At 56.8% G+C, this 5,624-nt stretch carries 3 rRNA genes; all 3 read left to right on the forward strand.

From position 1 onward, the window contains the following. Nucleotides 1-184 precede the first annotated feature (184 nt). The 3 genes from ACSJD1_RS17870 to rrf all read left to right on the forward strand — a co-directional run bounded on the left by ACSJD1_RS17870 (nucleotide 185) and on the right by rrf (nucleotide 5,622). A 16S ribosomal RNA gene (locus ACSJD1_RS17870) occupies nucleotides 185-1,715 on the forward strand. 478 nt (nucleotides 1,716-2,193) lie between these two features. Beyond that, nucleotides 2,194-5,296 (forward strand): 23S ribosomal RNA (locus tag ACSJD1_RS17875). A 209-nt stretch (nucleotides 5,297-5,505) separates the two neighbouring features. Beyond that, nucleotides 5,506-5,622, forward strand: a 5S ribosomal RNA gene (gene rrf / locus ACSJD1_RS17880). Together the 16S, 23S and 5S rRNA genes form the textbook arrangement of a ribosomal RNA operon. Nucleotides 5,623-5,624: the final 2 nt, after the last annotated feature.

Consider the following 5,624-nt stretch of genomic DNA (forward strand, 5'->3'; position numbering starts at 1 on the left):
TCGGGTGCGTCCGTTCCTTGAGAACTCAACAGCGTGCACTATGTTCAATGCCAATTTTTGAACCCCGTTTCACTTCGGTGGATGGGATTCCTTTGATTGATGGACAATTTGATTTTTTGAGTCAGTTGTTTCTCTGTCAGTGATTGAACTTGACCTTCTCTTTTTTGGGTTGGTTGAACCATTTTTTTTGGAGAGTTTGATCCTGGCTCAGGACGAACGCTGGCGGCGTGCTTAACACATGCAAGTCGAACGATGAAGCCTAGCTTGCTGGGTGGATTAGTGGCGAACGGGTGAGTAACACGTGAGTAACCTGCCCTGGACTCTGGGATAACCCCGAGAAATCGGAGCTAATACCGGATAGGACCTTTCCCTGCATGGGGTTTGGTGGAAAGTTTTTTCGGTTTGGGATGGACTCGCGGCCTATCAGCTTGTTGGTGAGGTAATGGCTCACCAAGGCGTCGACGGGTAGCCGGCCTGAGAGGGTGACCGGCCACACTGGGACTGAGACACGGCCCAGACTCCTACGGGAGGCAGCAGTGGGGAATATTGCACAATGGGCGCAAGCCTGATGCAGCAACGCCGCGTGCGGGATGACGGCCTTCGGGTTGTAAACCGCTTTTAGTAAGGAAGAAGGGGAGCTTTGCTCTTTGACGGTACTTGCAGAAAAAGGACCGGCTAACTACGTGCCAGCAGCCGCGGTAATACGTAGGGTCCGAGCGTTGTCCGGAATTATTGGGCGTAAAGAGCTCGTAGGCGGTTTGTCGCGTCTGCCGTGAAATCCTCAGGCTCAACCTGAGGTCTGCGGTGGGTACGGGCAGACTTGAGTGGTGTAGGGGAGACTGGAATTCCTGGTGTAGCGGTGGAATGCGCAGATATCAGGAGGAACACCGATGGCGAAGGCAGGTCTCTGGGCACTTACTGACGCTGAGGAGCGAAAGCGTGGGGAGCGAACAGGATTAGATACCCTGGTAGTCCACGCCGTAAACGTTGGGCGCTAGATGTGGGGACCTTTCCACGGTTTCCGTGTCGTAGCTAACGCATTAAGCGCCCCGCCTGGGGAGTACGGCCGCAAGGCTAAAACTCAAAGGAATTGACGGGGGCCCGCACAAGCGGCGGAGCATGCGGATTAATTCGATGCAACGCGAAGAACCTTACCAAGGCTTGACATGACCGAGAACGCCGCAGAAATGTGGAACTCTTTGGACACTCGGTTACAGGTGGTGCATGGTTGTCGTCAGCTCGTGTCGTGAGATGTTGGGTTAAGTCCCGCAACGAGCGCAACCCTCGTCGCATGTTGCCAGCACGTTATGGTGGGGACTCATGTGAGACTGCCGGGGTCAACTCGGAGGAAGGTGGGGATGACGTCAAATCATCATGCCCCTTATGTCTTGGGCTTCACGCATGCTACAATGGCCGGTACAAAGGGCTGCGATGTCGTAAGGCGGAGCGAATCCCAAAAAGCCGGTCTCAGTTCGGATTGAGGTCTGCAACTCGACCTCATGAAGTCGGAGTCGCTAGTAATCGCAGATCAGCAACGCTGCGGTGAATACGTTCCCGGGCCTTGTACACACCGCCCGTCAAGTCATGAAAGTCGGTAACACCCGAAGCCGGTGGCCTAACCCTTGTGGAGGGAGCCGTCGAAGGTGGGATCGGTGATTAGGACTAAGTCGTAACAAGGTAGCCGTACCGGAAGGTGCGGCTGGATCACCTCCTTTCTAAGGAGCATCTGGCACTCTTCGGGGTGTCCAGGCATGTCGGTGTCGGGGCGAACGTCCTCGGTCGGCAGCTCATGGGTGGAACATTGACATAGGCATCGCTCGTCAGGGTCTGGGTTCAGTACGCCGCTTCGGTGGTTGGAACGGTCTGGGTTCGTGGGGGGTGGTGCGTGCACGCTGTTGGGTCCTGAGGGACCGGACATGGCCTGGGTGCTTTCGGGTGCCTGTGGTCGGGGAGGGTCTCCCTGTCAGGCCTTCATCGAAGCCGGCGGTTGCTGGTGGGGGTGGGGGTTCTGGTCGTCTGTTGAGAACTACATAGTGGACGCGAGCATCTTAGATTCAACGTCTTCGTGACGTTGGGTCACAAGGTGAGTCGCCAGGTGGCTTCCTTTCGGGGTGGCTGTTTGGCGTATTCACTGGTCAATTTCGCATCCGGGCCTTCGGGTTCGGGTGCACGAATTCGATCGAACTCATGTGATTTCAAGTTTCTAAGAGCAAACGGTGGATGCCTTGGCATCTGGAGCCGAAGAAGGACGTCGTAATCTGCGATAAGCCTCGGGGAGCTGATAAACGAGCTGTGATCCGAGGATTTCCGAATGGGGAAACCCCGCCAGGCCCTTCGTGGTGACCTGGTGACTCCCGCCTGAATGTATAGGGCGGGTAGAGGGAACGTGGGGAAGTGAAACATCTCAGTACCCACAGGAAGAGAAAACAACCGTGATTCCGTGAGTAGTGGCGAGCGAAAGCGGATGAGGCTAAACCGGTCATGTGTGATACCCGGCAGGGGTTGCATGGTCGGGGTTGTGGGACCTCTCGGGCTGTTCTGCCGGACAGCCGCGGTGACGCGTCAGGTATAGACGAACCGGATTGAAAGCCGGACCGGAGTGGGTGTGAGTCCCGTAGTCGAAATGCCTGGCCGGCCGGAGGGGGATCCCAAGTAGCACGGGGCCCGAGAAATCCCGTGTGAATCTGTCAGGACCACCTGATAAGCCTAAATACTCCCAGATGACCGATAGCGGACAAGTACCGTGAGGGAAAGGTGAAAAGTACCCCGGGAGGGGAGTGAAATAGTACCTGAAACCGTTTGCTTACAAACCGTCGGAGCACCCGTGTTGGTGTGACGGCGTGCCTTTTGAAGAATGAGCCTGCGAGTTAGTGATCTGTGGCGAGGTTAACCCGTGTGGGGTAGCCGTAGCGAAAGCGAGTCTGAATAGGGCGATTGAGTCGCAGGTCCTAGACCCGAAGCGAAGTGATCTATCCATGGCCAGGTTGAAGCGACGGTAAGACGTCGTGGAGGACCGAACCCACTTAGGTTGAAAACTGAGGGGATGAGCTGTGGATAGGGGTGAAAGGCCAATCAAACTTCGTGATAGCTGGTTCTCTCCGAAATGCATTTAGGTGCAGCGTTGCGTGTTTCTTGCCGGAGGTAGAGCTACTGGATGGCCGATGGGCCCCAACAGGTTACTGACGTCAGCCAAACTCCGAATGCCGGTAAGTGAGAGCGCAGCAGTGAGACGGTGGGGGATAAGCTTCATCGTCGAGAGGGAAACAACCCAGACCACCGACTAAGGTCCCTAAGCGCGTGCTAAGTGGGAAAGGATGTGGAGTTGCACAGACAACCAGGAGGTTGGCTTAGAAGCAGCCACCCTTGAAAGAGTGCGTAATAGCTCACTGGTCAAGTGATTCCGCGCCGACAATGTAACGGGGCTCAAGCACGCCACCGAAGTCGTGGCATTACCGCATATCGATAGGCCTTCGTGGTCCAGTCGTGGTGATGGGTAGGAGAGCGTCGTGTGCCGGGTGAAGCGGCGGTGGAAACCAGCCGTGGACGGCACACGAGTGAGAATGCAGGCATGAGTAGCGAAAGACGGGTGAGAAACCCGTCCTCCGGAAGACCAAGGGTTCCAGGGTCAAGCTAATCTGCCCTGGGTAAGTCGGGACCTAAGGCGAGGCCGACAGGCGTAGTCGATGGACAACGGGTTGATATTCCCGTACCGGCGAAGAACCGCCCACACGAGACCAGGAGTGCTAAGCATCCCAAGACCTGGTGATGTCCTTCGGGACGGATCCTGGTGGCGGCGTGCGACCCCGTCTGGTGGAGTGAGCGTGATAACAGGTGTGACGCAGGAAGGTAGCCCAGCCCGGGCGATGGTTGTCCCGGGGCAAGCGTGTAGGCCGAGCGATAGGCAAATCCGTCGCTCATGAAGGCTGAGACGTGATGCGGATGAAAAGTGGGTGATCCTATGCTGCCGAGAAAAGCATCGACGCGAGGTTCCAGCCGCCCGTACCCCAAACCGACTCAGGTGGTCAGGTAGAGAATACCGAGGAGATCGAGAGAATCGTGGTTAAGGAACTCGGCAAAATGCCCCCGTAACTTCGGGAGAAGGGGGGCCCGATTCGTGAAGGGACTTGCTCCTGGAGCGTTGACGGCCGCAGAGACCAGTGGGAAGCGACTGTTTACTAAAAACACAGGTCCGTGCCAAGTCGCAAGACGATGTATACGGACTGACGCCTGCCCGGTGCTGGAAGGTTAAGAGGACCGGTTAGCCGCAAGGCGAAGCTGAGAATTTAAGCCCCAGTAAACGGCGGTGGTAACTATAACCATCCTAAGGTAGCGAAATTCCTTGTCGGGTAAGTTCCGACCTGCACGAATGGCGTAACGACTTCCCAGCTGTCTCAACCGCGAACTCGGCGAAATTGCAGTACGAGTAAAGATGCTCGTTACGCGCAGAAGGACGGAAAGACCCCGTGACCTTTACTACAGCTTGGTATTGGTGTTCGGTGTGGCTTGTGTAGGATAGGTGGGAGACTGTGAAGCGGGCACGCCAGTGTTCGTGGAGTCATTGTTGAAATACCACTCTGGTCACTCTGGATATCTAACTTCGAACCGTGATCCGGTTCAGGGACAGTGCCTGGTGGGTAGTTTAACTGGGGCGGTTGCCTCCCAAAGAGTAACGGAGGCGCCCAAAGGTTCCCTCAACCTGGTTGGCAATCAGGTGGCGAGTGTAAGTGCACAAGGGAGCTTGACTGCGAGACTGACAGGTCGAGCAGGGACGAAAGTCGGGACTAGTGATCCGGCAGTGGCTTGTGGAAGCGCTGTCGCTCAACGGATAAAAGGTACCTCGGGGATAACAGGCTGATCTTGCCCAAGAGTCCATATCGACGGCATGGTTTGGCACCTCGATGTCGGCTCGTCGCATCCTGGGGCTGGAGTAGGTCCCAAGGGTTGGGCTGTTCGCCCATTAAAGCGGTACGCGAGCTGGGTTTAGAACGTCGTGAGACAGTTCGGTCCCTATCCTCTGCGCGCGCAGGAAATTTGAGAGGATCTGACCCTAGTACGAGAGGACCGGGTTGGACGAACCTCTGGTGTGCCAGTTGTTCCGCCAGGAGCACCGCTGGTTAGCTACGTTCGGGATGGATAACCGCTGAAAGCATCTAAGCGGGAAGCCGGCCTCGAGATGAGATTTCCATCCCCTTCGGGGGGAGAGGCTCCCAGCCAGACGACTGGGTTGATAGGCCAGATGTGGAAGCACCGCAAGGTGTGCAGCTGACTGGTACTAATACGCCGACAACTTGACAATCACCACACACACCACGTTTCAAGGCGGTGGTGCGTGGCCCTGATGACTCGCGTCCACTCTGTGGTTCCCAACAGACGAACACACACACAACAACACAGTGCAACACCCCCACCCGCCCACGGCCACCGCCACGGGCACACAACCCGGGGGAACACCGAGACCACCAACACCCCACCCCACACAGGGGCGGGCACCGTTGGTCCTAGAGTTTCGGCGGCCATAGCGCGAGGGAAACGCCCGGACACATTCCGAACCCGGAAGCTAAGACTCGCAGCGCCGATGGTACTGCAGGGGCGACCCTGTGGGAGAGTAGGACACCGCCGGACAT

The sequence above is a fragment of the Agromyces excoecariae genome, assembly GCF_051715505.1.
GTDB lineage: Bacteria > Actinomycetota > Actinomycetes > Actinomycetales > Microbacteriaceae > Agromyces.